General features: G+C 69.3%; 20 protein-coding genes. 15 read left to right on the top strand and 5 right to left on the bottom strand.

Annotation, left to right across the window (positions count from 1 at the left end; genetic code table 11):
• Positions 1-5 precede the first annotated feature (5 nt).
• Positions 6-1,334 (bottom strand): class I SAM-dependent RNA methyltransferase, encoded by a 1,329-nt coding sequence (locus ACIQ0W_RS11005; protein WP_396642816.1) that lies wholly within the window; start codon positions 1,332-1,334, stop codon positions 6-8.
• A gap of 143 nt (positions 1,335-1,477) precedes the next feature.
• On the opposite strand from ACIQ0W_RS11005, the gene ACIQ0W_RS11000 reads away from it, so the two are divergent.
• Complete coding sequence (locus ACIQ0W_RS11000) at positions 1,478-2,125, top strand: Maf family protein (protein WP_396642815.1); 648 nt, start codon at positions 1,478-1,480, stop codon at positions 2,123-2,125.
• A gap of 78 nt (positions 2,126-2,203) precedes the next feature.
• On the top strand, positions 2,204-3,970 hold the full coding sequence (locus ACIQ0W_RS10995) for an acetyl/propionyl/methylcrotonyl-CoA carboxylase subunit alpha (protein ID WP_396642814.1): 1,767 nt from the start codon (positions 2,204-2,206) through the stop codon (positions 3,968-3,970).
• 25 nt (positions 3,971-3,995) lie between these two features.
• On the opposite strand, the gene ACIQ0W_RS10990 is transcribed toward ACIQ0W_RS10995, so the two are convergent.
• Positions 3,996-5,450, bottom strand: coding sequence for an NAD(P)H-quinone dehydrogenase (locus tag ACIQ0W_RS10990; RefSeq protein WP_396642813.1), 1,455 nt, complete (start codon positions 5,448-5,450; stop codon positions 3,996-3,998).
• Between the two features lie 138 nt (positions 5,451-5,588).
• On the opposite strand from ACIQ0W_RS10990, the gene ACIQ0W_RS10985 reads away from it, so the two are divergent.
• Together ACIQ0W_RS10985 and ACIQ0W_RS10980 are read left to right on the top strand one after the other, a co-directional pair.
• Entirely contained in the window at positions 5,589-6,422 is an 834-nt protein-coding gene (locus tag ACIQ0W_RS10985) for a purine-nucleoside phosphorylase (protein WP_396642812.1), read from the top strand.
• Positions 6,419-8,146, top strand: coding sequence for a phospho-sugar mutase (locus ACIQ0W_RS10980; protein ID WP_396642811.1), 1,728 nt, complete (start codon positions 6,419-6,421; stop codon positions 8,144-8,146). The genes ACIQ0W_RS10985 and ACIQ0W_RS10980 overlap by 4 nt, the downstream gene beginning before the upstream one ends.
• A 10-nt stretch (positions 8,147-8,156) precedes the next feature.
• On the opposite strand, the gene ACIQ0W_RS10975 is transcribed toward ACIQ0W_RS10980, so the two are convergent.
• Positions 8,157-8,429: an HPr family phosphocarrier protein gene (locus ACIQ0W_RS10975; protein ID WP_396642810.1), complete on the bottom strand. Its 273-nt coding sequence runs from the start codon at positions 8,427-8,429 to the stop codon at positions 8,157-8,159.
• An 83-nt stretch (positions 8,430-8,512) separates the two neighbouring features.
• Positions 8,513-10,426 (bottom strand): BglG family transcription antiterminator, encoded by a 1,914-nt coding sequence (locus tag ACIQ0W_RS10970; RefSeq protein WP_396642809.1) that lies wholly within the window; start codon positions 10,424-10,426, stop codon positions 8,513-8,515.
• 175 nt (positions 10,427-10,601) lie between these two features.
• Between ACIQ0W_RS10970 and ACIQ0W_RS10965 the strand changes: the two genes are divergently transcribed.
• The 11 genes from ACIQ0W_RS10965 (at position 10,602) to ACIQ0W_RS10915 (ending at position 21,389) form a co-directional block, all read left to right on the top strand.
• Positions 10,602-10,964 (top strand): PTS sugar transporter subunit IIB, encoded by a 363-nt coding sequence (locus ACIQ0W_RS10965; protein ID WP_396642807.1) that lies wholly within the window; start codon positions 10,602-10,604, stop codon positions 10,962-10,964.
• Entirely contained in the window at positions 10,957-11,241 is a 285-nt protein-coding gene (locus tag ACIQ0W_RS10960; RefSeq protein ID WP_396642806.1) for an HPr family phosphocarrier protein, read from the top strand. Before ACIQ0W_RS10965 ends, ACIQ0W_RS10960 begins: the two co-directional genes overlap by 8 nt.
• Before the next feature lie 2 nt (positions 11,242-11,243).
• The gene (gene ptsP / locus ACIQ0W_RS10955) at positions 11,244-12,953 is read left to right on the top strand and encodes a phosphoenolpyruvate--protein phosphotransferase (RefSeq protein ID WP_396642838.1); all 1,710 of its coding nucleotides are present in this window, start codon (positions 11,244-11,246) and stop codon (positions 12,951-12,953) included.
• The gene (locus tag ACIQ0W_RS10950) at positions 12,950-14,626 is read left to right on the top strand and encodes a PTS mannitol transporter subunit IICB (RefSeq protein WP_396642805.1); all 1,677 of its coding nucleotides are present in this window, start codon (positions 12,950-12,952) and stop codon (positions 14,624-14,626) included. The genes ptsP and ACIQ0W_RS10950 overlap by 4 nt, the downstream gene beginning before the upstream one ends.
• Before the next feature lie 150 nt (positions 14,627-14,776).
• A complete protein-coding gene (locus ACIQ0W_RS10945) occupies positions 14,777-15,217 on the top strand; it encodes a PTS sugar transporter subunit IIA (RefSeq protein ID WP_396642804.1) in 441 nt (146 codons plus the stop codon).
• Positions 15,214-16,365: a mannitol-1-phosphate 5-dehydrogenase gene (locus ACIQ0W_RS10940; RefSeq protein ID WP_396642803.1), complete on the top strand. Its 1,152-nt coding sequence runs from the start codon at positions 15,214-15,216 to the stop codon at positions 16,363-16,365. The genes ACIQ0W_RS10945 and ACIQ0W_RS10940 overlap by 4 nt, the downstream gene beginning before the upstream one ends.
• A gap of 59 nt (positions 16,366-16,424) precedes the next feature.
• The gene (locus ACIQ0W_RS10935; RefSeq protein WP_396642801.1) at positions 16,425-17,387 is read left to right on the top strand and encodes a siderophore-interacting protein; all 963 of its coding nucleotides are present in this window, start codon (positions 16,425-16,427) and stop codon (positions 17,385-17,387) included.
• 95 nt (positions 17,388-17,482) lie between these two features.
• The gene (locus ACIQ0W_RS10930; protein WP_396642800.1) at positions 17,483-18,517 is read left to right on the top strand and encodes an iron-siderophore ABC transporter substrate-binding protein; all 1,035 of its coding nucleotides are present in this window, start codon (positions 17,483-17,485) and stop codon (positions 18,515-18,517) included.
• Positions 18,518-18,526: 9 nt separating this feature from the next.
• Complete coding sequence (locus ACIQ0W_RS10925; protein WP_396642799.1) at positions 18,527-19,573, top strand: FecCD family ABC transporter permease; 1,047 nt, start codon at positions 18,527-18,529, stop codon at positions 19,571-19,573.
• Positions 19,570-20,595: an iron chelate uptake ABC transporter family permease subunit gene (locus ACIQ0W_RS10920; RefSeq protein WP_100814127.1), complete on the top strand. Its 1,026-nt coding sequence runs from the start codon at positions 19,570-19,572 to the stop codon at positions 20,593-20,595. The genes ACIQ0W_RS10925 and ACIQ0W_RS10920 overlap by 4 nt, the downstream gene beginning before the upstream one ends.
• Positions 20,592-21,389 (top strand): ABC transporter ATP-binding protein, encoded by a 798-nt coding sequence (locus ACIQ0W_RS10915; RefSeq protein ID WP_396642798.1) that lies wholly within the window; start codon positions 20,592-20,594, stop codon positions 21,387-21,389. The genes ACIQ0W_RS10920 and ACIQ0W_RS10915 overlap by 4 nt, the downstream gene beginning before the upstream one ends.
• Positions 21,390-21,491: 102 nt before the next feature.
• Here ACIQ0W_RS10915 and ACIQ0W_RS10910 read toward each other — a convergent pair whose 3' ends face one another.
• Positions 21,492-22,607 carry an adenosine deaminase gene (locus ACIQ0W_RS10910; protein WP_396642797.1) on the bottom strand — a complete coding sequence of 372 codons (1,116 nt, stop codon included), beginning with the start codon at positions 22,605-22,607 and terminating at the stop codon, positions 21,492-21,494.
• Between the last annotated feature and the right edge of the window lie 20 nt (positions 22,608-22,627).

The following is a 22,627-nucleotide window of genomic DNA, read 5'->3' as shown; positions in this document are numbered from 1 at the left end:
ACAGCCTAGCGGCGCGAGGGGGCGGAACCCGCGGCGGCGCGGGCCGCGTCTCTGCCGAAGACGGCGATGGCCTCCACATGATGCGAGTTGGGGAACAGGTCCAACGCCCGCAAGTCCCGCAACTCGTACCCCTCGGTCTCGAACGTCGCGGTGTCTCGGGCGAGCGCCACCGGGTCGCACGCGACGTAGATGACGGTGCGGGGTGCCAGCGCCGCGATCGCCTGCACGACACCGGCCCCGGCACCGGCGCGCGGCGGATCGAGCAGCACGGTCGCATCGCGGTACGCGTCGGCGAGCGATCCGGACGCTTCGGATGCCTCGGCCACTTCAGCCGCGAGATACCGGTCGACACGCGCCGTGACCGCCTCGGCATTGCCCCACTCGCGCAGATTCCGCGCCGCATGATGGGTCGCGCGGGGGGCGGACTCGACCGTCGCGACGCGGGTCGAGGACCCACCGACCTCGCCCATCACAGCGGCGAAGAGACCGACCCCGCCATAGAGGTCGAGGTTCGGTGCGTCCGGATCGAAGCCCGCGCCCGCGAGGGCCTTCGCGACCGCATCGGCGAGTGTCTGCGCCGCCAGGCGATGGACCTGCCAGAAGCCGCCCGCGTCCACACGGAAAGATCGGCCGCGCGCCGTTTCGACGACGACCTCGTGCGCCGCCGTGTCGGCTCCTCGGCGCGGTCCGCCCCGTGAGCCGCGGCGCGGGCCGGCAGCATCCGTCCGCTCGATGACGCGAACCTGACCGTCCGACGGCAGGACGAGATCGATGCGGTCGCCGCGGCGGGTGCCCAGCTGCAGGGCCGCCTCGGCGAGCGCCGGAGCGGCGAGCGGGTGCGACGTGACGGGCACGATGTGGTGGGAGCGTGCCGCATAGGGTCCGACCGCGCCATCCGAGCCGACGTGCAGGCTCAAGCGCGTGCGCCACCCCGTCCCCTCCGCGGTCTCGTCTGCTCCCGCGGCCTCGACGACCACGTCGACGGGCCGGTGGGCAAAGCGCTCGAACGCCTCGCGAAGCACCCGAGCCTTGAGTTCGCGCTGCGCGTCGAGGCGGATGTGCCCGAAGTCCGCGCCGCCCGGGCGCCCGTGCGGCGCCTTGTCGATGTCCGCCTCGGGCCAGATGTGCGGCCGACGTGTCTCGACCGCCTCGAGCACCTCGAGGGCCTCGGCGCGCCAGAACGCGGGGCGCGAGGCATCCGTGATGCGTGCGCGCACACGCTCGCCCGGGATCGCGTCGGGGACGAAGATCACGCGGCCCTCGTGCCGGGCTACGAAGATGCCGCCATGCGCGACGCCGGTGATCTCGAGGTCGATCGTTTCCGCGGTATCCACTCTTCGAGCATTTCACAGTCGGCACGCGCCGATGACGGCCTGCGCGGCCTCCCACGAACGGACGCGACACGCCGTGTGGCCGCGCTCGTCACGGCGTGTTGGGTCCGTTCGTGAGCCCCGACGCCGGTCGCTAGCGTGGGGGCATGCGCGTCTGCCTCGCCTCCACGTCTCCCGCCCGACTGATGCTGTTGCGCCAGGCCGGCATCGAACCCCTGACCCTGGCCCCCGACGTCGACGAAGAAGAGGTGATCCGCGCCGTCGAGAGCGCCGAGGGTCGTACCCTGGCCCCCGACGAGCACGTGCTGCTGTTGGCACGGCGGAAGGCGGCAGATGTCGCGGCTCGTCTCGGCGTGGACGACCCCGCGTTCGACGGGCTCGTGATCGGCGGCGACTCGATGTTCGAGCTCGACGGCGAGATCCTCGGCAAACCCCACACTGCCGACAACGCCACGGCACGCTGGAACGCCATGCGCGGCAAGACGGGCGTGTTGCACTCGGGGCACAGCGTCTTCCGCGTCGGCCCCGGGCTCGAACCGCGCGAGGCGCATGCGGTCGCGCACGCATCCGTCACCTTCGCGGACGACATCGACGATGCCGAGATCGCCGCGTACGTCGCGACCGGTGAGCCCCTGCACGTCGCGGGCGCGTTCACGATCGACAGCCTCGGCGCCCCGTTCATCGTGCGGGTCGAGGGAGACCCGTCGACCGTCGTCGGGATGTCGCTGCCGACACTTCGCCGTCTGGCCCGCGAGCTGAACGTGGAATGGACCCGGCTGTGGCGGACGTTGTAGACGTTCCCCCACGTTCTGCGCGGCTTTTTGTCGGGACCTGTCAAAACTCGGGGCCGGAGCGTCGATAGGCTGGCGACCATGCCCGAATTTGGCAAAGTCCTCATCGCCAATCGTGGCGAAATCGCTGTCCGAATCATCCGCGCCACCCGCGACAGCGGGCTCGGCTCCGTCGCTGTGTACGCCGATCAGGATCGCGACGCCCTCCACTCGCGCCTGGCCGACGAGTCCTATGCGCTCGAAGGGTCGACGAGCGGCGACACCTACCTCTCCATCGAGAAGATCCTCTCGGTCGCGCGACGTTCCGGCGCCGACGCCATCCATCCGGGTTACGGGTTCCTCGCGGAGAACTCCGCCTTCGCGCGTGCCGTGATCGATGCGGGACTGGTCTGGATCGGGCCGCCGCCCGAGGCGATCGACGCCCTCGGCGACAAGGTCACGGCGCGTCACGTCGCCGAGCGCGTCGGCGCCCCCCTCGCTCCCGGAACCCCTGGTCCCGTCTCGAACGCCGACGAGGTCGTCGCGTTCGCCCGCGAGGTCGGCCTGCCCGTTGCCATCAAGGCCGCGTACGGCGGCGGCGGGCGCGGCCTGAAGGTCGCCCGCGAGTTCGACGAGATCGCCGAACTCTTCGAGTCCGCAACGCGCGAGGCCGTCAGCGCCTTCGGCCGTGGCGAGTGCTTCGTCGAGAAGTACCTCGACAAGCCGCGCCACGTCGAGACCCAGTGTCTCGCGGATGCCGCGGGCAACGTCGTGGTCGTGTCGACCCGCGACTGCTCGCTGCAGCGCCGTCATCAGAAGCTCGTCGAAGAGGCACCGGCGCCCTTCCTCAGCCCCGAGCAGACCCGAACCCTCTACGAATCGTCGAAGGCGATCCTGCGCGAGGTCGGCTACGTCGGCGCGGGAACCTGCGAGTTCTTGATCGGCGCGGATGGCACGATCTCGTTCCTCGAGGTCAACACCCGGCTGCAGGTCGAGCACCCCGTCTCGGAAGAGGTCACGGGCGTAGATCTCGTCCGCGAGCAGTTCCGGATCGCCGCGGGCGGCCTGCTCGAGGGCGGTGACCCCGAGGTCACCGGGCACTCGATCGAATTCCGCATCAACGGCGAGGACCCGGGTCGCGGCTTCCTGCCGCAGCCGGGCCCGATCCATGTGTTCAAGACGTTCGGAGGCCCCGGCATCCGTCTCGACTCCGGCGTCACCGCCGGCGACACGGTGAGCGGCGCGTTCGACTCGTTGCTGGCGAAGATCATCGTCACCGGCCGGGACCGCGCCGAGGCGCTCAGCCGTGCCCGACGTGCCCTCGACGAGTTCGAAGTCGCGGGTCTGCCGACCGTGCTGCCCTTCCACCGCAAGGTCGTGCGCGACCCGGCCTTCACCGCCGAGGACGGCGAGTTCGGCGTCTTCACGCGCTGGATAGAGACCGAATTCGCCAACGACATCCCGGCGTGGGACGGCGAGCTCAGCGACCCCACCCCCGCCGAGGCGCGGCACACGGTCGTCGTCGAGGTCGCGGGAAAGCGCCTCGAAGTCAGCCTGCCCGACCGGATCGTGTCATCCGCCACCGCGGTAGGACGCCCCGCCGTTGTGCCGCCGTCACGCCGCGATCATGCGAAGACCGTGCTCTCCGGAGCATCCGGTGACGCCGTGAAGGCGCCCATGCAGGCGACGATCGTGAAGCTCGCCGTCGAGGACGGCCAGCAGGTCGTCAAGGGCGACCTGGTCGTCGTGCTCGAAGCCATGAAGATGGAGCAGCCGATCCAGGCCCATAAGGACGGTGTGGTCGGCGGGATCGATGCGAACCCGGGGACCACAGTCTCGGCCGGTCACCAGCTGCTCACGATCAGCTGAGCCGGCGCGTTCCGCTGCCGCGAGATCAGCCCTCGTCGAGATCCGGTCCGTGATCGACGATGTGCATCGAGCGAGCCAGATCGGTGATGCTGCTCGCCAGCGACGGGTAGACCGCGAAGGCACGCGAGAGTTGGTCGACGCTGAGCCGACGATCGACCGCCACGGCGATCGGATAGATGAGCTCGGATGCCTTGGGCCCGACGATCACACCCCCGAGCACCGTTCCCGAACCGCGACGGGCCATGAGCTTGACGAAGCCGTCCGTGATGCCCATCATCTTCGCGCGCGGGTTGGCGGCGAGCGGCAGCTTGTGCACGACGCCCTCGATCTTGCCGTCCAGGATGTCCTGCTCGGACCATCCGACCGTCGCGATCTCGGGAGCCGTGAAGATGTTGGCCGCGATCCGGCGGCGCTCGATCGGGATCACGATGTCGCCCAGGGCGTGGAAGACGGCCGTGCGGCCCTGCATCGAGGCGACCGAGGCGAGCGGCACGAAGGTCGTGCAGTCCCCCGCCGCGTAGATGTTCGGGACGGAGGTGCGCGAGACACGGTTGACGCGGATGTTGCCCGACGACGTCATCTGGACCCCCGCCTCTTCGAGGCCGAGCCCCGCCGTATTGGGGATCGAGCCGACCGCCATCAGACAGTGGCTGCCCTCGATGCGGCGCCCGTCGGCGAGCGTCACGACGACACCGTCACCCTCGCGGACGACCGAGTCGGCGCGTGCCTTCGAGAGCAGGGTCATGCCGCCGCGGCGGAAGACCTTCTCGAGCACGGCCGCGGCATCCGCGTCCTCACCCGGCAGAACCTGGTCGCGGCTCGAGACGAGCGTGACCTTGGCACCGAGGTTCATGTACGCCGAGGCGAACTCGGCGCCGGTGACACCCGATCCGACGACGATCAGGTGCTCGGGAAGGGTGGGCATGTCGTAGAGCTGGGTCCACGTCAGGATGCGCTCGCCATCGGGCTTGGCGCTCGGCAGCTCGCGCGGAGAGGCGCCGACCGAGATGACGAGGGTGTCGGCCTCGACGCGATCGAAATCGGTGCCGTGGGGGCCGGTCGAAACGACCACGGCGCCCGGGCCCTCGAGTCGACCATGGCCCGAGATGATGCGGACGCCCGCGTCGAGGAGCGTCTGACGCATGTCCTCGGACTGCTGGCGGGCGAGCGAGAGCAGACGCTTGTTGACGGCGGCGAGGTTGATCGCCACCTCCGGCCGGCTGGGCTTGCCATCCGAGTTGCGCGCGAAGAACTGCACGCCGAGATCGGATGCCTCGGAGATTGCCTTGGCCGCATCCGCGGTGGCGATGAGGGTCTTCGACGGCACGACATCCGTGATGACCGCGGACCCTCCGACACCCGCTCGTTCGACGAGCGTTACCTCGGCGCCGAGCTGGACGCCGGACAGCGCCGCCTCATAGCCACCGGGCCCGCCACCGATGATTGCGATTCTCTGTGTGCGTTCGAACTCACCCGACATGGTCCCCATTGTGTCATCCGCCGCGACGCGGCCTGACGACTCGGCCCGGCGACCCGGTCCTGACACGCATCACATGATCGGCTCGCATCCACCGCGTCGCGTGTGGCCGACCCGGCCCGCGCTTCCTAGAGTGGGGGGATGTCAACGCACACCCCCCACCCCCTCGATGACCCCGCTGCGGACCCGTTCGCGATCGCAGCCGAGGCGGCCGCCGATATCGCGCGGCTGACCGGCGTCGAGAAGCATGACATGGCCCTGACGCTCGGATCGGGCTGGGGCCGCGCCGCGGAACTCATCGGAGACACCGTCGCATCCTTCCCGGCGACCGAAGTCACGGGATTCAGCAAGCCCGCCCTCGAGGGCCACGTCGGAACCCTGCGGAGCGTCCGGACACCCGGCGGCAAGCACGTGCTGGTCATCGGGGCGCGCACCCATTACTACGAGGGCCACGGGGTCCGACGCGTCGTCCACAGCGTGCGGACCGCCGCCGCGGCGGGGGCGCAGATCATGGTGCTCACGAACGGTGCGGGCGGGATCCGCGAGACCTGGGCGCCCGGCCAGCCGGTCCTGATCAGCGACCACATCAACCTCACGGCGGACTCCCCGCTCGAGGGCGCGACGTTCATCGACCTGACCGATCTGTATTCGTCGCGCCTGCGCGACATCGCCCGAACCGTCGACCCGAGTCTCGACGAAGGCGTCTACTGCCAGTTCCGGGGGCCCCACTACGAAACCCCCGCCGAGGTGCAGATGGCGAAGGCCATCGGCGGGCACATCGTCGGCATGTCGACCGCGCTCGAAGCGATCGCCGCGCGACAGGCAGGCATGGAGGTGCTCGGGTTCTCGCTCATCACGAACCTGGCCGCCGGCATCCAGAAGACCCCGCTGAGCCACGAAGAGGTCATCGAGGCCGGTCGCGAGGCCGAGCCGGTCATCTCATCGCTGCTCGCCCGTGTGATCGGCGAGCTATGACCGAGACGATTTCGCGGGGAGCGGATGCTGGCGCGTCCTCCGATCCCGCGCTCGAGGCCGCACGTGCGTGGCTCGCCGAAGACCCGGACCCCGAGACACGCGACGAGCTGTCCGGGCTGATCGGGCGCGCCGAGGGCGGCGACGCCGAGGCATCCGCGTCTCTGCACGACCGCTTCGACACCCGCCTCGCGTTCGGGACGGCGGGCCTGCGCGGCGAGCTGGGAGCCGGCAGCAACCGGATGAATCGGGTACTGGTCGCTCAGAGCGCGGCCGGGCTCGCGGCCTTCGTGCGCGACCGGGTGTCCGGGTCCGCCCCGGAGACGCGCGGCACGATCGTGATCGGGTACGACGGCCGGAAGAACTCCGCGGTGTTCGCGCGGGATTCCGCCGAGATCTTCGCGGGCGCGGGGCTGCGCGCCATCCTGCTCCCCCGCATGATGCCCACGCCTGTGCTGGCTTTCGCGGTGCGGCATCTCGGGGCAGACGCCGGCGTGATGGTCACCGCCAGCCACAATCCGCCGCGCGACAACGGGTACAAGGTCTACCTCGGCGGCGAGGACGCCGGGGCGCAGATCGTCTCCCCCGCGGATGCCGAGATCGCAGCGCGGATCGACGAGGTCGCCGCGGGCACACCGGTGTCGCGCATACCGCGTTCGCTCGGGTTCGAAATGGCGGGTGAGGACATCCTCGAGGAGTACGTCGCCCAGACCGCGGCCACCGCGCCCGCCCCCGAGGGTGCACGCGACCTGCGCTGGGTGTACACCGCTCTGCATGGCGTCGGGCACGAGACACTCGATCGTCTCCTGTCCGCGGCCGGTTATCCCGCGCCCATCACGGTCGACGCGCAGATAGCGCCCGACCCGGACTTCCCGACCGTCGCGTTCCCGAACCCGGAAGAGCCCGGCGCCATGGATCTCGCGATCGAGGCGGCCGTCGAGGCGGATGCCGAGTTGGTTCTGGCGAACGATCCCGATGCCGACCGGCTCGCCGTCGCGATCCCGGACGGCGCGGGCGGGTGGCGACGCCTCAGCGGCAACGACGTGGGGCTGCTGCTCGGCTGGCGGGCGGCCCGGCAGGCCCGCGCCGCGGGGGCGCCCGAGGGATCGTCCCTGGCGTGCTCGCTCGTCTCGTCGCCCGGGCTCGCCGCGATCGCGGGGCACTACGGCCTCGATTTTCACGAGACGCTGACGGGGTTCAAATGGATCTCGCGAGCGCCCGGAATGGTCTTCGGCTTCGAAGAAGCGCTCGGATACCTCGTCGATCCGCACGTCGTCCGAGACAAGGACGGGCTCTCCGCCGCGGTCGCGCTGCTCGAGCTTGCGGCTCAGGCGCGCGCGTCCGGCTCGACGCTCGGCGGGATGCTCGCGGACATGGCGACGCACTTCGGGCATTTCGCCAGCGCGCAGGTGTCGATGCGGGTCGATGATCTCGCCGTCATCGGACAGATCATGGCGCGGCTGCGGGCGGAGCATCCGACCGACATCGGAGGCATCCGTGTCTCTCGTGTCGACGATCTGCTCGAGGGTTCGGGGGCGCTGCCTCCCGGGGACGTGGTGCGACTGTGGCTCGATGACGGGTCGCGGCTGATCGTGCGCCCGAGCGGCACGGAACCGAAGCTGAAGGTGTACATCGACGTGCGCGGCGATTCGGCAGAGGATGCCGGGGCTCGGACGGCCGTGTTGGAGGATGCGTCGCGCGCCCTCATCGCCCGGCTGCAGGGCTGACGGCCCGGGTTCAGCCTTCCGGGTCGAGGATGGCCTCGAGGCGGTCGAGCAGCGCCTCGGCGTCGGGCCCGTCCACCGCAACCACGATCGACTCGCCACGATGGACATCGAGAGTCATGAGCCCCAGGACGCTCGCGCCGTCAACCGGCGCGCGGCCGGCCGCGCGAACCTCGACGGTCCCCGGGTGAGCACTCGCGAGGCGCACGAACTCGGCGGCGGGACGGGCATGCAGCCCGGCGGCAGCGGCCACGGTGATGACGCGCTCGACGTTGCCGACCACCATGTCACCTCCCGCGATCCTGCAATCGATGACCCCCGTGGGGCATGTGCGCCCACTGTACGTGACGGGCCATCACCCGTCATGCGTCAGCCGTCGATGACCGCGACGAGTTCGTCGAGGAAAGCCGGAAAATCGGTGCCGCGGCGAAGGATCCGTTGCACGCTCTCCCGCTCGGAGAACACCTCGACCAGCTGCTCGAACACGGTCTGGAACGCGGCGCGATCCCCCTCGCTGAACGCCACCAGCGCCACCACCTGCACGCGCGAGTCGCCCCACGGCACGGACTGCTCGGACACCGCGATCGAGATGGCCGTGCGCGTCGCCGTCATCGTGAGCGCGTGCGGCACGGCGAGCGCGTCCGTGAACGCGGTGGACGACAGGCGTTCGCGCTCGATCGTGCGCTCGATGTAATCGTCGTCGATGACCCCGGCCGCTCTCAGCGGCGCACCGAGACGCCGGATGATCGCCTCATCCGAATCCGCCGGATCGAGACCTCGCACGAAGGCGGCAGCATCGAAATACTGCTCGAGTTCGCCCCGCAGCCGGGCCAGACGCCGCCCCCGCCGCACGCGCGCGGCGGCCGCGCCGACCCGTTCGACATCCCCCTCGGTCAAGAACGGCTGCACGCGGACGATGCGATCGGATGCCTCGGGTGGCGCGATCGTCGTCAGCACCAGGTCGGTCGATATCGCCGCCCAATCCGGGTCGGCCCGTGTCTCGACGGTAACGACCTCGATCGAGCGGCCGAGGGACCGGTCAACACTCGATCGCAGCAGCTCGTGCAGTTCGTAGTAGCCGGGGCAGACGATCGTGGCCGTGACGATCGCATCCGCCCGTCTGCTGCGCTCGAGCCGACCCCCGACATGCATCGCGATGTAGGCGAGCTCGTCGTCGTGGAGTTCGAGCCCGAGGCGCTCCTGCAACTGCAGCGCGAGGAACACCGCGACCTCGAAGATCATCGGGTAGCTCGACTTGATCGAGCGGGTCAGCGGGTTGCGCGACCACGCCCCGACGCGGGAGCGGTGCCGCAGATTCTGCACGTGCAGGGCGAGACGGAGCACGAAGTCTTCGTGGCCGAGGTCGACGCCGAACTCATCGACGGCGCGGCCCACGGCATCGCGCACGGCGGCTTCGACATCGGGTTCGAGCAGCTCGCGCTGATCACCGCCCTCGTCTGCAGGCGCGACGACTCGTGTCTGCAACAGTGTGGCGAGGTGTCGACGATCGGCGAGGCCGAGGTCGACACCGAAGCGGGCTTCCGCGAGCCGTCCGACGATCGCCGCGACACCCGAGTCGGCACTCGAATCCTCAGCGTCGGCGATGACACGGCGACGGCGCGTGCGATCCACCGCGATCGCCACGTGGAGCAGCACATCCGTGATCGCGTACTCATTGATGTAGAAGCCGTGCGCCGCAAGCTCGGCCACGAGATCATCCTTGAAACGGCCGAGCGCGTCCGGGTCGACGTACTCGGCGGCCAGGGAGCGGCGCAGGAGCGGTGTTCCGAGGGCCCCGGCGTCCATCTCGTCATGGACGAGCCGGCTGAGCAGACGGCGCTGTGCTTCTTCCGGACCGCGCAACCGCAGGACACTGCCTGACCGCTCGAGCGACAGACCCGCACTGGCAAGCAATGCCCGCACCCGAGCCAGATCTCCCTCGAGGGTGGCCTCGCTGACGAAGAGGCTCGCCGCCGTCGCATACACGTCGATCCCGTCATCGGCATCGAGCAGGGCACGCACGAGGGCGTGCAGGCGATCCCGCGGCGTCGATGCATCCGGGGCCACATCGCGAAGCGATGCGACCGTCGCCGGATCGATGCGGTAGCCGAACGGGCCGGATTCGATGGGGTCGACGTCTGCCAGACGCGCGTTGATCGAGGTCACATAGCTCCGGATGCTTCGCGGCGTGACGCCGAGCGCATCCGCGAGGGTCGCCGCGGTGACCCATTCGCCGTCACGCGCCAGCAGGGCGATGACCCGGTCTTGTCGCGCCCTCGTCACGCGCCGCCGCCTTTCCCTGATGACGCGCGGCAAGATCGCGCGTTCCGCTCAGTCAATCACGTCGGTCGCGTCCGGGGCCGGGAACCGGACGACGCTTTCCGCGGGGGCGGAAAGCAGAGTGCATTGTCGGCTCACAGCGATCTCACAACAATGGAACGGAAGGAGGTACGGATCGATGAGGATCCTCGTGATCTGTGGCGCGGGTGCGTCCAGCACCTTCGTGGCGATGCGTTTGCGGCATGCCGCGCACAACGCCGGACTCTCCGTGCAGGCTCTCGCGGGCACCGTCGAGTCGCTCGCCGTCGACCTCGACTCCACCGACATCCTTCTCGTTGCGCCGCACCTCGCCCGTGAACTTCCCGATCTCGAGCAGTTCGCCGCGCAGCGGAGCGTTCGGGTCATCCTGCTGCCCGAAGACGTCTTCTCGGACATCGATGGCACACGCACGCTTCGAACCGTTCTGCCCGCGATGAGCACAGATCTGCCCCTGACCCCACCGACCACTGACTTCCCTATTGAAAGGACACCCCATGGCTGAGATCACTCGCACCGTGCGCATCGGATCTTCACACGGACTGCACGCCCGCCCGGCGAAGATGTTCGCACAGGCGGCGAAGGAGGCCGGCTTCCCGGTGACCGTCGCGAAAGACTCGGGCAAGCCCATCAACGCCGCCAGCATCCTCGGTGTCATCTCGCTCGGTGTCGAGCATGGCGACTACGTCACGCTCGCGGTCGATACGGACGATCACGATGCCGGTGAGGCGACGCTGGACCGCCTGGCCGAGCTGCTCACCACCGACCACGACGCGGCGTGAGCATGGCAGAGCTGCGGGGAGTCGGCATCGGACTGGGCGTCGCCCAGGGCCCGGTCGCCCGTATGGCCGAACCCCTACCGGCGCCCACCGACTCGGCGAGCGAACTGACTCCGGAAGAAGAGACCGCACGCGCCCGCGCCGCAGTGGCGGACGTCGCGCGAGAACTCGAATCCCGTGCCGTCGCGGCCGGCGGTATGGCGCAGGAGGTGCTCGAGGCCCAGGCCATGATGGCCGAGGATCCCACCCTCGAAGAAGAGCTCGACACGCGCATACAGGCCGGCAAGACGGCCGAGTTCGCGGTATTCGATGCCTTCCAGTCCTTCCGCGCGCAGCTCGAAGCGGTCGGCGGATATCTCGGCGAGCGAGCCGCGGATCTGGACGACGTGGCGCAGCGCGTCATCGCGAACCTCCGCGGTGTGCCGGCCCCGGGGGTGCCCGACCCCGGGCACCCGTTCGTCCTCGTGGCGAAGGATCTGGCCCCGGCCGACACCGCGCTGCTCGATCTCGACATGGTGCTGGCCCTGATCACGACGGAGGGCGGCCCGACATCGCACACGGCGATCCTCGCCCGCGAGAAGTCGATCGTCGCGGTGGTCGGCGTGGCCGGAGCGAAGGATCTCGCGGACGGCGACGCGGTGATCGTGGATGCCGCGGCGCACGTCGTCGTCACCGACCCGACCGCGGAAGAGCTCGCCCGGGCGCAGAACCGGGCGGACGCGCGCCGCGACGCGGCATCGGCACCCATCACCCCGGGAGCGCTCGCCGACGGGACCCCCGTGCCGCTGCTCGCGAACCTCGGGTCGCCGAAGGGCGCTGCCGAGGCCGTCGAGCTCGGGGCGGAGGGAGTCGGGCTGTTCCGCACCGAGTTCCTGTTCCTCAGCGCCAGTCAGGCGCCGACGGTCGCCCAGCAGCGGGACTCGTACACCCAGCTTCTCCAGGCGTTCCCGGGCAAGAAGGTCGTGGTCCGGGTGCTGGACGCCGGCGCCGACAAGCCCCTGCCGTTCCTGAACGACGTGCACGAAGAGAACCCGGCCCTCGGACTCCGCGGGCTGCGGGCGCTGCGGGCGAGCGAGGACATCCTGCGTGAGCAGTTGACGGCCCTGGCAGAAGCGGATGCTCGGACGTCGGCCGACCTCTGGGTCATGGCGCCGATGGTGGCGACGGTCGAAGAGACGGAGTACTTCGTCACGATCGCCCGCGAGTACGGCCTCAAAACGGCCGGTGTGATGATCGAGGTGCCCTCCAGCGCCCTGCTGGCGGACCGTGTTCTCGCGCACGCCGACTTCGCGTCGATCGGCACGAACGACCTGACGCAGTACACGCTGGCGGCGGATCGTCTGCTCGGGTCGGTCGCCTCGTTCCAGGACCCGTGGCACCCCGCGGTGCTTCGGCTGATCCGCGAGGTCGGCGACGCCGGCCGCGCAACGGGTAAGCCCGTCGGCATCTGCGGCGAGGCGGCTGCCGACCCGCTGCTGGCCGTCGTGCTCGTGGGCCTCGGTGCGACGACCCTGTCGATGGCGCCCACGGCGCTCGCGGATGTTCGCGCCATCCTGCTCACCCACTCCCTCGGAGATGCACGCCGCATCGCCGAGGCAGCCCTCGCCGCGAATGACGCGGCATACGCCCGATCCGCGGCCTTGGCAGCAGCCACAGCCGCATCCACCCCGGCATCATCGCCGACCGACACACGAGAGAAAGAGACACAGTCATGACGACGACGTCACCCCCCGCGAAGAGCGGGGTCAACAAGGCGCGAGTCGGAGTCCAGCGCTTCGGCACGTTCCTCTCCGGCATGATCATGCCCAACATCGCGGCGTTCATTGCGTGGGGCTTCATCACGATGCTCTTCATCGCGGTGGGCTGGCTCGGCGGATGGACCCCGGTCGCTCCGCTGCTCGGCGGTTTCGGCAATGCGGATGTCATCAACTGGCCGGGCGCCATGACAGCGCTCGCCGTGGACGGTGACGGCAACACCTTCCCGCAGTTCGTCGGCCTCGTCGGCCCGATGATCACGTACCTGCTGCCGCTCCTCATCGCGAACACCGCGGGCCGCATGGTCTACGGCGAGCGCGGTGGCGTCGTCGCCACGATCGCCGTCATGGGTGTCATCGTGGGCACGAACATCCCGATGTTCCTCGGCGCGATGATCATGGGACCGTTCGCGGCCTATGTCACCAAGTGGATGGACAAGATCTGGGACGGCAAGATCAAGCCCGGGTTCGAGATGCTCGTGAACAACTTCTCGGCGGGCATCCTCGGCATGCTGCTGGCGATCCTCGGCTTCTTCATCTTCGGACCGGCGATCCTGTGGTTCAGCGACATCCTGGGTGCCGCGGTCGCGTGGCTCGTGAGCCTGAGCTTGCTGCCCTTCGTCTCGATCATCGTCGAGCCGGCGAAGGTGCTGTTCCTCAACAACGCGATCAACCACGGTGTCTTCACCCCGCTCGGAATCGAGCAGGCGACCGAGACCGGCAAGTCGATCCTGTTCCTGATCGAGGCCAACCCCGGCCCCGGCCTCGGCCTGCTGCTGGCGTTCTCGTTCTTCGGTGTCGGCGCGGCGAAGGCCTCGGCACCCGGTGCGGCCGTGATCCAGTTCCTCGGCGGCATCCACGAGATCTACTTCCCGTACGCGCTGTCGAAGCCGATGACGATCCTCGCCCTCATCGCGGGTGGCGCGACCGGTGTCACCACCAACATGGTCCTCGGTGGCGGTCTCGCCTTCCCCGCGGCTCCCGGAAGCATCATCGCTGTGACGGCCGCGGCCTCGAGCCCGGCCGCCGGCGGCATCGCGAACCTGCTGGTCGTGTACTTGTCGGTGCTGCTCGCAGCGACCGTGACGTTCCTGATCACCGCGGTCATCCTGCGGGCATCGCGTAAGCGCGACCTGCTCGCCGAGGCCGACACGTTCGGCGCCGCGATCGCTCAGACCGAAGCCAACAAGGGCAAGTCCTCTGCCGCGATGGACGCACTTCGCGTCTCGTCGGGTTCGGACCGCGCCGCCGACCGTGACGCGGACGCCGCGCTCGACAAGCTCGAGACGGAGCGCGAGACCGGCGGCCGCGCCGACGGAGGGCTGCTCACCACGAAGCAGGTGAAGACGATCGTCTTCGCGTGCGACGCGGGTATGGGTTCGTCTGCCATGGGCGCGAGCGTCCTGCGCAACAAGATCAAGAAGGCGGGCATCGAGGATGTCACGGTCACCAACAAGGCGATCGCGAACCTGGATGGCTCGGCCGACCTGATCATCACGCAGAATCAGCTCACCGACCGTGCGCGTCAGAAGACGCCCGAGGCGATCCACGTCTCGGTCGACAACTTCATGAACTCGCCGAAGTACGACGAGGTCGTGGAACTCGTGCGCGACCAGCACCAGGATGGTGCGTAGGGTCTGATCCCGCTGCGGGGTCGGTCGGCATCGCGCCGTCGGCCCCGCAGCGCTCCCCATACGACCGTGTCCCACTTCTGCTCGCTATCGGCCACCCGAACCGAGCAAAAGTGGGACACGCTAGAGGTTGTTCAACAGAAAGGCATCACCATGGCACGCGACGTCCTCACCCTCGGTCAGGTCCGCATCCACTCCGGCTCCGCGACGCGGGAGGAGGCCATGAGAGAGGCTGCCGACATCCTCCAAGCGGCGGGCGCCGTCACCTCTCAGTACTTCGACGCGATGCAGCAGCGCGAGGTGACGGTGTCGACCTACATGGGCAACGAGCTGGCCATCCCGCACGGCACGAACGAGACGAAGGACGCGATCCTCGGATCCGCGCTCTCGGTCGTTCGCTACGACGGCGGGGTGGACTGGGGCGGCGAACCCGTCACGTTCGTCATCGGCATCGCCGGCAAGGGCGATGAGCACCTCGAGATCCTGTCGCAGATCGCGCTGGTGTTCTCCGACGAAGACGAGGTCGCCGTTCTGAAGAACGTCTCGACCCCCGAAGAACTCTTCGCCATCCTCAGCGCGGTGAACGAGTCGTGAAGGCCGTTCACTTCGGCGCCGGAAACATCGGGCGCGGCTTCGTCGGGCTACTGCTGCACGAAGCGGGTTACGAACTCGTGTTCTCGGATGTCTCGGCGGCGCTCGTCGACGCCATCAACGCCGAGAAGACCTACACGGTGCACGAGGTCGGCGCCGGCGGCGTCGACAAGGTCGTGACCGGCTTCCGCGCGATCAACAGCGCCGAGCACCCCGATGAGGTCATCGACGAGATCGCGGGAGCGAACGTCGTGACCACGGCGGTCGGGCCGACGGTCCTGAAATTCCTGGCCCCGCTCATCCTTTCCGGCTTGGCGCTTCGCGACCCGTCCTCGCCACCGCTGCAGATCATGGCGTGCGAGAACGCGATCAACGCCACCGACGTGCTCCGCGATCACATCCGCGATGAGGCCGGCGAAGCCTGGGACGCCATCGCGAGCCGCGCGGTGTTCGCCAACACCGCGGTCGACCGCATCGTGCCGGCCCCCCAAGACAATCCGGGCGTGGACGTGACGGTCGAGCCCTTCTACGAGTGGGCGATCGAGCGTCCGCCTTTCGGGGATGTGCCGCCACGGATCCCCGGCGCACATTTCGTGCACGACCTCGCCCCCTACATCGAGCGGAAGCTCTTCACCGTCAACACCGGTCACGCCACCACGGCCTACTACGGTGCGCGAGCGGGCGTGGAGCGCATCTCGGATGCCCTCGCCGTGCCCGAGATCGCGGCGAGCGTCAGCGCGACCCTGGAAGAGACATCCGCGCTGCTCGTCGCGAAGCACGAACTCGATCCGCGCGGGCTCGCCGAATACCGCGAGAGGATCCTCGAACGCTTCCGCAATCCCGCGCTACCGGACACGGTGTGGCGGGTGGGCCGGCAGCCTCTTCGGAAGCTCTCGCGCCACGAGCGCTTCATCGGCCCGGCTGCCGAAGCCGCGGAGCGAGGGCTGTCGACCTCGGCGCTCGTCGCGGCGATGGGCGCGGCTCTCGCGTTCGAGGATGCGGAGGACCCGCAGTCGGCGGACGTACAGCGGATGCTGCGGGAGCTGGATGCTGCCGAATTCACCGCGACCGTCACCGGCCTGGAGCGGGAGCATCCGCTCTTCGCGCGGGTCGAGGCGGTCGTCGCGGCCCGGCAAGCGGAATTGTCCTGACGGGAGCCGAGCCTCGCGTCGCTTTGCGAGGCTCGATTCCTTCGCTTAGCCTTACCTAAGTGAACACTCAGACGCGGACCCCGCCGAAGCGCTCCCCCGACGTCGCCTTCGTGCCCATGTTGGCCGAGGTCGCACGCATCGAGGTCGTGAGCGCGACGTTCCGTCGCTTCACCCTCACGGGTCCCGAACTGCATACGGTCGCGGACAACCGGTTCGACCAGCGGTTCAAGATCCTCTTCCCCGTGCCGGGCTCGGACATCACCGAGCTGCCCCTCGACGTGTTGGTCGACAGCGACGACTGGTACGGAGCCTGGCGCGAGCTCGATAACGCGGTCCGACCCCCCATGCGCACCTACACCGTGCGGACGGTCCGGCCCGAGGCATCCGAGTTCGATGTCGACATCGCGCTGCACGGCCGACTGGGCCCCGCCTCGGCCTGGGCACTCGACGCGAGCGTCGGAGACCGAATCATCGTGTGCGTGCCACACACGGGTTACACCGGTGGTTTCCACGGGGGTGTCGACTGGCGGCCGCCCGCCGAGGTCGGCCGCGTGCTCATCGCCGGCGACGAGACCGCACTGCCGGCCGTGTCCGGCATCTTGGAGCGTCTGCCCGCCGGCGCGCGCGGCATCGCGGTCGTCGAAGTGCCGGATGCGACGGATGCCCAAGCCCTCAGTCAACCGCCCCGCGGCGTGGAGCTGCGGGTCGTGGCTCGCGGCGACACGGCCGTGGGCACCGCGCTGATCCCGGCTGTGCACGCCGCCGCGGCCGAGCTGCTGGACGCGCCGGACGCCTCGGCCGCCGTCCTCGAGGACGTCGACATCGATGCCGGGCTCCTCTGGGAGGTTCCGACCGACGCACAGGGCGACCCCCTGTTGGCGAAGGCACCCTTCTATGCGTGGCTCGCCGGTGAGGCTCAGCCGATCAAGGAGTTGCGGCGGCACCTCGTCTCCGAGCGGGGCGTCGACCGGAAGGCCGTTGCCTTCATGGGGTATTGGCGGCGCGGCCGCGCCGAGATGTGACGCGAACGAGACCCGTCCGATTCGAAGCCTCCACTTCGTTAGGTTAGCCTTGCCTTAGCGAGAATCCTCGCGCCCTCCTCCCGAAAGGACCTCCCATGAGAGTGCCCCGCAGCATGGGTCTGCTCGCCGCAGCCGCCCTCACCTCGCTCGCCCTCACGTCCTGCTCAACGCCGGCCGGCGATGACAGCACCACGACCGAGGGATCGGCAGACGGCTTCCCCGTCACCATCGAGCACGCCTACGGCGAAACCGTCATCACCGAGAAGCCGGAGCGCGTCGCCACAGTCGCCTGGTCAAATCACGAGGTGCCCCTCGCGCTCGGTGTCGTGCCCGTCGGCATGAGCAAGGCCACGTGGGGCGACGACGACGACAACGGCGTCCTCCCCTGGGTCGAGGAGCAGCTCGAAGAGCTCGGCGCCGAAACCCCGGTGCTCTTCGACGAGACCGACGGCATCGACTTCGAAGCCGTCGCCGACACCGATCCCGATGTAATCCTCGCCGCGTACTCGGGCCTGACGCAGGAGGACTACGACACCCTGTCGCAGATCGCGCCCGTCGTGGCCTACCCCGAGGTCGCCTGGGGCACCTCCTACGAGGACATGATCCGCCTGAACTCCGAGGCCATCGGTCTCGCCGAGGAGGGCGAGCAGCTGATCTCGGACCTGGAGGGCCAGGTCGCCGACGCGCTCGCGGCGTACCCCGAACTGGACGGCAAGAAGGTCCTGTTCTCGTACATCGACCCGACGGACTTCAGCCAGATCGGTTTCTACACGAGCCACGACACGCGCCCCGGCTTCCTCGAGGCGAACGGTCTGCCCGCACCCGCCATCGTCTCCGAGATGTCCGCGGACACCGAGGAGTTCTACCTGCAGGTCAGCGCGGAAGAGGCCGACCGCTTCTCGGATGTCGACATCTGGGTGACCTACGGCGACGCCGACGGTGCGCTCGTCGAGGCGATCAAGGCCGACCCCCTGCTGTCGCAGATCCCGGCGATCGCGAACGGACAGATCGCGGTGCTCGAAGACTCCACCCCCCTCGCGGCATCGGCGAACCCCTCGCCCCTGTCGATCGGCTGGGGCGTCGACGAGTACTTCGCGGTACTCGCCAGCGCGCTCTCGCAGAACGGCTAGCACCCCCCCGTGACCACCGTCAGGCCGGGCTTACGACCGACCGGAGTCGCCGCGCTGCGGCGCCCGGTCGGCGTTCGCCTGGCCTGGCTGTTCGCGGGGCTCGTACTTCTCGTCATCCTGGGCGCGGCATCGCTCGCATTCGGTGCTCGGGATGTCTCACTCACCGAGATCTTCGCCGCCCTCGGCGGCGGCGCGGAGGGTGTGGGCGAGGCAGCCGTCACGCTCCGGATGCCCCGCACCGTGCTTGCGATGCTCGTGGGTGCGGCCCTCGCCCTGTCGGGTTGCGCCATGCAGGCCATCACCCGCAATCCTCTCGCCGACCCCGGCATCCTCGGGGTGTCGTCCGGAGCGGCCCTGGCCGTTGTAATCGGCATCGCGTTCTTCGGCCTCAGCAATCCGTACTCCTATATCGGAGTCGCGACCCTCGGAGCGGCCGGGGCATCCGCCTTCGTGTATGCCGTCGGATCGATGGGACGAGGCGGCGCGACACCGCTCAAGCTCGCGCTCGCCGGGGCCGCATCCGCCGCCGCCTTCTCCTCGCTCGTGAGCGCCATCCTGCTGCCCCGCGTCGACATCCTCGAGACCTTCCGCTTCTGGCAGATCGGCGGCGTGGGCGGTGCGAGCTGGGATCGGATCCTCGTGGTCGCCCCCTTCCTCGGACTCGGTGCCCTGATCTGCCTGATCAGCGCGCGGGGCATGAATTCGCTCGCCCTCGGCGACGACATGGCCGCGGGCCTGGGCGTCCGAGTCGGACAGACGCGTCTCCTCGCGGCGGTCGGCGCCGTCATCCTCGCGGGGGCAGCGACCGCGATCGCCGGCCCCATCGGGTTCGTGGGCCTCGTTGTCCCGCACCTGTGTCGCCTGCTGGTGGGTACCGACCACCGCTGGCTGCTGCCCTTCTCCGCCATCGCGGGCGCCGCGCTCCTGACCCTCGCCGACGTCATCGGGCGCATCATCACCCGCCCGGAAGAGATCGACGTCGGCATAGTCACGGCGTTCATCGGGGCACCCGTCTTCATCTGGATCGTCCGGCGACAGCGGGTGCGGGAACTATGACCCTCGACTCCGTCATCGCCGGGCGCCGCAGCCGGTTCCGCCGCCGCGCGGTGATCATCGCGATCCTCGGCATCGCCGTTTTCGTCGCGTACGCCGTCACGCTCATGGTCGGGCAGACGTTCTATTCGCCGGGCGAAGTGGTCCAGGTGATCCTCGGGCAACAGGTACCCGGCGCATCCTTCACCGTCGGCACCCTGCGCCTGCCGCGCGCCACCCTCGGACTCCTCGCGGGCGCCGCATTCGGCCTGGCCGGCGTGACGTTCCAGACCCTGTTGCGCAACCCGCTCGCCTCGCCCGATGTGATCGGTATCAGCGCCGGTGCCAGCGCCGCCGCCGTCTTCGCGGGGGTGACGCTCGGTCTGGGCGACCGTGAGGTCTCGATCTTCGCGCTGGTCGCGGCCCTCATCACGGCCGGCACCATCTACCTCCTGTCGTACAAGGCGGGCTTCTCCGGCATCCGGCTCATCCTGATCGGTATCGGCGTCGGCGCGATGCTCGACAGCCTGATCACGTATCTCCTCTCCCGCGCCGCGGCATGGGACCTGCAGGTCGCGATGCAGTGGCTCACCGGAAGCCTGAATGGCGCGTCGTGGGAGCGGGTGCTGCCGCTCCTCGTAGTCGTCGCCCTGTTCGGGCCGCTCCTGATGGGTTCGTCGCGGTCGTTCGCCGCACTGCACCTCGGGGATGACTCTGCCGCGGCTCTGGGAGTGCGCACGAACCGCACACGCTTGCTCATGATCCTGGCCGCCGTCATCCTCCTTGCCTTCGCGACCGCCGCCAGCGGTCCCATCGCGTTCGTCGCGTTCATGGCCGGTCCGATCGCCGCGCGGATCGTCGGACCGGGTGGCTCGCTGATGCTGCCCGCCGCCCTCGTCGGGGCGCTGCTGGTACTCGTCGCGGACCTCATCGGCCAGTTCGCCTTCGGCACCCGCTACCCCGTCGGCGTCATCACGGGCGTGCTCGGCGCCCCGTACCTGATCTATCTCCTCATCCGGAACAATCGCGCGGGAGGCTCACTATGACGCACGCGGATCGGCTCTCAGCAGAGTCACTGACCCTCGCCTACGGTGACCGCGAGGTCGTGCACGACCTCGATCTGTCGATACCGTCGGGGCAGATCACCGCGATCGTCGGGGCGAACGGATGCGGCAAGTCGACCGTCCTGCGTGCCCTCGCCCGGCTGCTCAAGCCGCGCAGCGGCGCGGTGCTGCTCGACGGGGAAGAGATCCATCGGCTCCCCTCCCGTGAGGTCGCCCGGCGCGTGGGGCTCCTGCCGCAGAGCCCCACGGCACCGGAGGGAATCGTCGTATCCGACCTGATCGGCCGAGGGAGGCATCCGCACCAACGCTTTCTCGCCCGCTGGAGCGCGGCGGATTACGAGGCCGTCGCCGACGCACTCGACGCGACCGGAATCGCCGACCTCGCGGACCGGGCCGTGGACGAACTCTCCGGCGGCCAGCGCCAGCGGGTCTGGATCGCGATGGCGCTTGCGCAGCAGACCGACATCCTGCTGCTCGACGAGCCGACGACGTTCCTCGACGTGACACATCAGATCGAGGTGCTGGACCTGCTCACCGATCTCAACCGGTCACGCGGCACGACGATCGCCATGGTGCTGCACGACCTGAACCTCGCGGCCCGTTACGCCGACCGGCTCGTGGCGGTGTGCGAGGGCCGGATCTACGCATCCGGGGTCCCCGCCGAGGTCATCACCGAGGCGAACGTAGGGGCGGTCTTCGGCCTGGACTGCCAGGTGATCGCCGACCCCGTCTCGGGCGCCCCGCTGGTCCTCCCCCGCGGCCGCCACCACAGCTGACGCTCAACCCCCACGCCGAAACACCCCGTACGCGCCCAGACACCCCGTGCCAGTGGGTGTTTCGACGCACGAAGGGTGTTTCGTCGTGGCGGAACCCGCGGGTCAGGCCGCGAAGCCCTCGGCAATCAGCTCGATGAGCTCTTCGCGCTCCTCCACCGAGAGAAATGCTGCCGCCGCGGCATTCAACTGGAACGCCTGCAGATCGTCGAGGTCGTAGTCGAACGTGCGCGCGAGAAGCGCGAGCTCGCGCGTGAGCGACGTGCGGCTCATCGTGCGGTTGTCGACGTTGACCGTCACCGAGAAACCCAGCTGGTACAGCAGATCGAAGGGATGATCCGCCAGCTCCGTGCCCCACGCCTCGATCGCCCCGGTCTGCAGGTTCGACGACGGAGAGAGCTCGAGCGGAATCTCGCGGTCGCGCACCCAGCGCGCGACCGGTCCGAACGTGACCACGACCTCATCGCCCGCGCGAGAGACGACGTTCAGATCGGATGCGAGGCGCACACCGTGACCGAGGCGGAGCGCCCGACCATCGATCAGCGCGGACCGGATCGAGTCGATGCCCGCCGCCTCGCCCGCGTGCACCGTGACCGGGAAGAACTCCGAGGCGAGATAGTCGAAGGTCTCGCGCAGGCGCGAGGGCGGGAAGCCGTCCTCGGGGCCCGCGATATCGAACCCGACCACGCCACGCTCGCGGTGACGCACGGCGAGCTCGGCGATCTCGAGCGAACGGTCCGTGTGGCGCATCGCGCTGAGGATCTGGCCGACGCGGATGCTCCGGCCCGAGCGGTCCGCGACATCCTCGCCCTCCTCGATCCCCGCCTGAACGGCCTCTACTGCCTCGTCAGGGCTCAGTCCCCCGGCGACATGCAGCTCGGGCGCCCAGCGCACCTCGCCGTAGATGACGCCGTCCTCGGCGAGGTCCTCGACGAACTCGCGGGCGATCCGTGTGAGCCCCTCGCGCGTCTGCATGACGGTCACCGTGACATCGAACGCCGACAGGTACTCGACGAGCGAGCCGGAGTCGGTGCGTTCGTCGTACCAGCTGGCGAGCCCGTCCACGCCCGCGCCCGGCAGATCGATCCCGGCCGCTTCGGCCAGCTGGACAACGGTCTCGATGCGCACAGCGCCGTCGAGATGATCGTGCAGGCTGACCTTCGGCAGCGATCGCACCGAGACCCCCTGCACCCTGAAGTCGCCGTTCGCGTCGATCGTCATGCGATCGCCTTCCTCTCGAG

The sequence above is a fragment of the Microbacterium sp. genome, assembly GCF_044340635.1.
Taxonomy (GTDB): Bacteria; Actinomycetota; Actinomycetes; order Actinomycetales; family Microbacteriaceae; genus Microbacterium.
Note: the sequence above shows the minus strand (reverse complement) of the source record. Positions and strands in the feature narration are given on the sequence as shown.

Excerpts from the sequence above, each read along its gene's own strand:
- ACIQ0W_RS11000 (WP_396642815.1), top strand. The coding sequence starts at position 1,478 with ATGCGCGTCTGCCTCGCCTCCACGTCTCCCGCCCGACTGATGCTGTTG.
- ACIQ0W_RS10995 (WP_396642814.1), top strand. The coding sequence starts at position 2,204 with ATGCCCGAATTTGGCAAAGTCCTCATCGCCAATCGTGGCGAAATCGCT.
- ACIQ0W_RS10990 (WP_396642813.1), bottom strand. The coding sequence starts at position 5,450 with ATGTCGGGTGAGTTCGAACGCACACAGAGAATCGCAATCATCGGTGGC.
- ACIQ0W_RS10985 (WP_396642812.1), top strand. The coding sequence starts at position 5,589 with ATGTCAACGCACACCCCCCACCCCCTCGATGACCCCGCTGCGGACCCG.
- ACIQ0W_RS10980 (WP_396642811.1), top strand. The coding sequence starts at position 6,419 with ATGACCGAGACGATTTCGCGGGGAGCGGATGCTGGCGCGTCCTCCGAT.
- ACIQ0W_RS10975 (WP_396642810.1), bottom strand. The coding sequence starts at position 8,429 with ATGGTGGTCGGCAACGTCGAGCGCGTCATCACCGTGGCCGCTGCCGCC.
- ACIQ0W_RS10965 (WP_396642807.1), top strand. The coding sequence starts at position 10,602 with ATGAGGATCCTCGTGATCTGTGGCGCGGGTGCGTCCAGCACCTTCGTG.
- ACIQ0W_RS10960 (WP_396642806.1), top strand. The coding sequence starts at position 10,957 with ATGGCTGAGATCACTCGCACCGTGCGCATCGGATCTTCACACGGACTG.
- ptsP (WP_396642838.1), top strand. The coding sequence starts at position 11,244 with ATGGCAGAGCTGCGGGGAGTCGGCATCGGACTGGGCGTCGCCCAGGGC.
- ACIQ0W_RS10950 (WP_396642805.1), top strand. The coding sequence starts at position 12,950 with ATGACGACGACGTCACCCCCCGCGAAGAGCGGGGTCAACAAGGCGCGA.
- ACIQ0W_RS10945 (WP_396642804.1), top strand. The coding sequence starts at position 14,777 with ATGGCACGCGACGTCCTCACCCTCGGTCAGGTCCGCATCCACTCCGGC.
- ACIQ0W_RS10930 (WP_396642800.1), top strand. The coding sequence starts at position 17,483 with ATGAGAGTGCCCCGCAGCATGGGTCTGCTCGCCGCAGCCGCCCTCACC.
- ACIQ0W_RS10920 (WP_100814127.1), top strand. The coding sequence starts at position 19,570 with ATGACCCTCGACTCCGTCATCGCCGGGCGCCGCAGCCGGTTCCGCCGC.
- ACIQ0W_RS10915 (WP_396642798.1), top strand. The coding sequence starts at position 20,592 with ATGACGCACGCGGATCGGCTCTCAGCAGAGTCACTGACCCTCGCCTAC.
- ACIQ0W_RS10910 (WP_396642797.1), bottom strand. The coding sequence starts at position 22,607 with ATGACGATCGACGCGAACGGCGACTTCAGGGTGCAGGGGGTCTCGGTG.